The following is a 4,240-nucleotide window of genomic DNA, read 5'->3' on the forward strand; positions in this document are numbered from 1 at the left end:
GGCCAGCTCGGCCGGTGGCGGCATGCCCGCTGGTGGGCGGGGCGCCGGGCGGGAGCCGCGGTTCGCCACGGCCCGGCGGGCTGCGGCGATCGGCGCTTGGGGGACGAGTCGGAGCCGGGAGTCGCGCGGAGTACGGGACGTCACAGGAGCAGTCTTGCCGTTGACGCTCCGAAAACCCAATCGGAATGCCCGATGGGGATCTTCGCCGCGGTGCGCGACGGTGTCCGGGGCGCTACATGAGCGGTGTCATGAAGCGCCGCAGGGCTTCTTCGTAGCCCTGCGGATCAGCGTTCCACATCGCGGCGTGCGGCGCGTGCGGAACGGTGTGAAGCGTGATCAGTTCGGGTCGCGCGGCGGCCAGTTCGCGGGAGGCGTCCCAGGGGGCGAGGGTGTCGTCCGGGCCGTGCACGATCAGGGTCGGCACGTCCAGGCGCGCGGCCTCGGCGGCGGCGTCCGTGCGGTCGCCGGTGAGCAGGCCCGTACGGCCCTGGGCGGCGCGTACGGCCAGCGGCAGCAGGGCGGCGGGGGTGTGCCGGGCGGCGGCCGTGGCGCGCAGCGTGGCCTGCCAGTCGAGCACCGGGGAGTCCAGGACGACGCCGCTGACGCGGTGGCGCAGCGCGGAGCCGGTGGCGGCGCGCAGCGCCATGGTGGCGCCGGTGGAGAAGCCGTGCAGGACGACGCCGCGGGCGCCGTAGCGCACGGCGAAGCGGATCGCGGCGTCCAGGTCGCGCCATTCGGTGTCGCCGAGGCGGCCGATGCCGTCCGGCTGGCGGGGCGCGCCGGGGTCGCCGCGGTAGGCGAGGTCGAGTACGGGCAGCTGCTGGCCGTGCAGGAACGGCATGACGACCATGGGGTGTTCGCGGGTGGTGCCGAGGCCGTGGGCGGTGATGACCCAGATGTCCCGCGCGCCGGGCACGAACCAGGCGGGCAGCGTGCCGAGTTCGCCGGGCACTTCTACGTCGGCGTGGTCGAGGCCGAGCGCGTCGCGCGGGTCGCCGACGTGCACCTGGGGGGTGAACCGCAGGCGCAGGCCGGGTTCGAGTCTTCCGTGGACGACGCGTTCGAGGCGGCGGACGACGCAGGCGGCGGGGGCCGGTGCGCCCTCGATGACGGGTCCGACGACGGCGTGGACGCCGGGGCCGGTGAGTCCGTACGTGCCGGGGCGCAGCGAGGCGAGGGCACGGCTCAGGGTGATCTGGCCGGCCGCGATGGCGTGCACGGTGAGCTGCGGCTCGCCCGGCAGGGGGCGGCCCGGCACGGGTTTGAGGGCAGCATCGCTGGCGTACCGGCCGGCCGCCACGGCGGCGGCCCCGGCACCGAGCACGGTGGTGACGGCCGCGGCCGCCGCTGTACGCAGGCGCATCCTCCTCAGTGTGGGCGCGTGCGGGCGGCCCGGCCAGTGGGCGGGCGCGGGCGGGTGACGCGGGGGCCGCCGGGCCGGGGCCGGAACGCGCCGGAACCCGCCGCGGCGCTTCGGCCCGGGCCGAGCGCGTACGGCTCGGCTCTCAGTTCCCCTGTCCGTAGCCCCGCAGCTTCTCCGTCACCTGCTGGAGCTGTTCGGCGGTCAGAAGGGTGGGGGTACGGCCCGGCAGGGCGCTGGCGGTGAGCCAGACGCGGCACATCCAGTCGAGCTGGGCGGTGCGGTCGTAGGCCTGGTCGAGGGCGTCGCCGTAGGTGACGGTGCCGTGGTTCTGGAGGAGGCAGCCGGTGCGGCCGTGGAGGGCGCTGAGCATGTTCTCGGCCAACTCCTGGGTGCCGTAGAGGGCGTAGGGGGCCACGCGGACGGGTCCGCCGAGCGCGGCGGCCATGTAGTGGATCAGCGGCAGCTCGGGAACGAGCGTGGAGACGGCGGTGGCGTGTTCGGCGTGGGTGTGGACGACGGCCGCGGCGGGTGTTTCGCGGTAGAGCGCGAGGTGCATGGGGAGCTCGCTGGTGGGGACGAGCTCGCCGAGCACCTGGCGGCCGTCGAGGTCGACGGCGACGGCGTCGTCAACACCGAGCCTGTCGTAGGGGACACCGCTGGGGGTGACGAGGATCAGGTCGCCGGCGCGGGCGGAGACGTTGCCCGAGGTGCCGACGACGAGCCCGTCGGCGACCGTCCTGCGGGCGGTGGCCACCACGGCGGCCCAGGTCTGTTCCACCTTCGTACGGTCCGTCATGAGTCTTCGCCTCCGCTGGGTTCCTTGGATTCCGTGCGCCGGGGTCCGCTTCCGTCGCGCGATGGTACGGGCGGTGCGCCGCCCGTGGGGTGTGGTGCGGGCGCGGGCGGCCGGAGGACTCCAAAGGGATGGCGTCAAGGGGGGCGCGGCGGCGGGCGGCACTGTAGCGCGGACTCCGGGCGTCCGGAATCCGCTATATAGGGCCTGATAAGCGACTTACTGTGATTGGCTGGTGATCGACGGTGTTGGTCATGACATCCACTAACCTTGCGGGGATTTGTCATGCACTCCGCCTTCTGGGGGGAATCATGGACCATGACAACCATCCGCCGCGGCGGGGCAGGCTGATCGCCGCCTCCGCCTCCGCCGCCGCGCTCGCTCTCGGGGCCGCCGTCCTCGCCGAGAGCACCCCGGCCGCCGCCGCGACCAGGCCGCACGGCCACGACGTGTCCTCGCACCAGAAGAACGTCAGCTGGCCGGCGGTCCGCGCCGGCGGCGCGAGCTTCGTCTATGTGAAGGCCACGGAAGCCACGAACTACCGCAATCCGTACTTCACGCAGCAGTACAACGGCTCGCGGCAGGCCGGGCTGCTGCGCGGCGCGTACCACTTCGGGGTGCCCAGCCAGTCCTCGGGCCGCGCGCAGGCCGCGTACTTCCTGCGGCACGGCGGCGGGTGGCGGGCGGACGGCTGGACGCTGCCGCCCGCGCTGGACATCGAGGGGAATCCGTACGGCAAGAGGAAGTGCTACGGGCTGAACCGCACGGAGATGGTCCGCTGGATCTCGTCCTTCAGCGGCGAGGTGCGGCGGCGTACGGGCCGCCATCCGGTGATCTACACGACCGCCCGCTGGTGGAACAGCTGTACGGGCGGCAGCCGGGCCTTCGGGGCGAACCATCCGCTGTGGCTGGCGAGCTGGCACGGCTCGCCGGGGCCGATGCCCGCCGGCTGGTCGTTCGCGACCTTCTGGCAGCACGCGAACCGCGGCGTGCTCCCCGGCGACCAGGACGTGTTCAACGGCACGATGAAGGGGCTGCGGCGGCTCGCCTCCGGTTGATCCACCGGCCATAGCCCATGCCCCGCACCGCCGTGGCGCGACTCCCCCGACACCGGGCGCCGCGCCACTCCGGTCGGCGTCACCACCACGCCCGACCCAGTTCACCTTCCGTTCATCAAGGCTCTTTAGGTTCGCCGCGTCACTGCCCATCAAACTGATTGCCTGGGTGAATGGAACACATCACGCTTCTCATCGGGATCGTGATCGTCACGGCCTTGGTGTTCGACTTTACGAACGGCTTCCACGACACGGCCAACGCCATGGCCACCACCATCTCCACCGGCGCCCTGAGCCCCCGTATCGCGGTGGCGATGTCCGCGGCGCTGAACCTCGTCGGCGCGTTCCTCTCCGTCGAGGTGGCCAAGACCATCTCCGGCGGGATCATCGACGAGAGCGCGGGCATCAGGCCCGAAGTGATCTTCGCGGGGCTGGTCGGCGCGATCGTCTGGAACCTGCTGACCTGGCTGGCCGGGCTCCCCTCCAGCTCCTCGCACGCCCTCTTCGGCGGCCTGATCGGCGCGACCCTGGTCTCGGTGGGCACCGGCGGGGTCAACGGCGACGCCGTCATCATGAAGGTCGTCATCCCGGCAGTGGCCGCCCCCTTCGTCGCGGGCCTCGCCGCGCTCCTCGCGACCCGGCTGACGTACCGCCTCGCCCGAGGCCGCGACGAGCGGGACACCGCCAAGGGGTACCGCGCGGGCCAGATCGCCTCCGCCGCCCTGGTCTCCCTCGCCCACGGCACCAACGACGCGCAGAAGACCATGGGCGTGATCACCCTCGCGCTGGTCACCGGCGGCGTCGTCGCCCCGCACTCCGACCCGCCGCTGTGGGTCATCGTCTCGGCCGGCCTCGCCATCGCGCTCGGCACGTACCTGGGCGGCTGGCGGATCATCCGCACCATGGGCAAGGGCATCACCGACATCCAGCCGCCGCAGGGCTTCGCCGCCCAGACCGGCGCGGCGGCCGTCATCCTCTCCTCCTCGCACCTCGGCTTCGCGCTCTCCACCACCCAGGTCTGCTCCGGCT

The 4,240-nt window shown here is 73.0% G+C and carries 4 protein-coding genes; 2 read left to right on the top strand and 2 right to left on the bottom strand.

Going from position 1 to position 4,240, the window contains the following annotated elements; all coding sequences use genetic code 11:
- Positions 1-232: 232 nt before the first annotated feature.
- Together ACFU99_RS35120 and ACFU99_RS35125 are read right to left on the bottom strand one after the other, a co-directional pair.
- The gene (locus ACFU99_RS35120; RefSeq protein ID WP_384400091.1) at positions 233-1,363 is read right to left on the bottom strand and encodes an alpha/beta hydrolase; all 1,131 of its coding nucleotides are present in this window, start codon (positions 1,361-1,363) and stop codon (positions 233-235) included.
- Positions 1,364-1,505: 142 nt separating this feature from the next.
- Complete coding sequence (locus ACFU99_RS35125) at positions 1,506-2,159, bottom strand: class II aldolase/adducin family protein (protein ID WP_384400094.1); 654 nt, start codon at positions 2,157-2,159, stop codon at positions 1,506-1,508.
- Between the two features lie 308 nt (positions 2,160-2,467).
- Between ACFU99_RS35125 and ACFU99_RS35130 the strand changes: the two genes are divergently transcribed.
- A complete protein-coding gene (locus ACFU99_RS35130) occupies positions 2,468-3,214 on the top strand; it encodes a lysozyme (protein ID WP_384400097.1) in 747 nt (248 codons plus the stop codon).
- Positions 3,215-3,384: 170 nt separating this feature from the next.
- On the top strand, positions 3,385-4,240 hold an 856-nt coding region (locus tag ACFU99_RS35135), incomplete at its 3' end, for an anion permease (protein WP_384400100.1).

It is taken from the genome of Streptomyces sp. NPDC057654 (assembly GCF_042800135.1).
GTDB lineage: Bacteria > Actinomycetota > Actinomycetes > Streptomycetales > Streptomycetaceae > Streptomyces.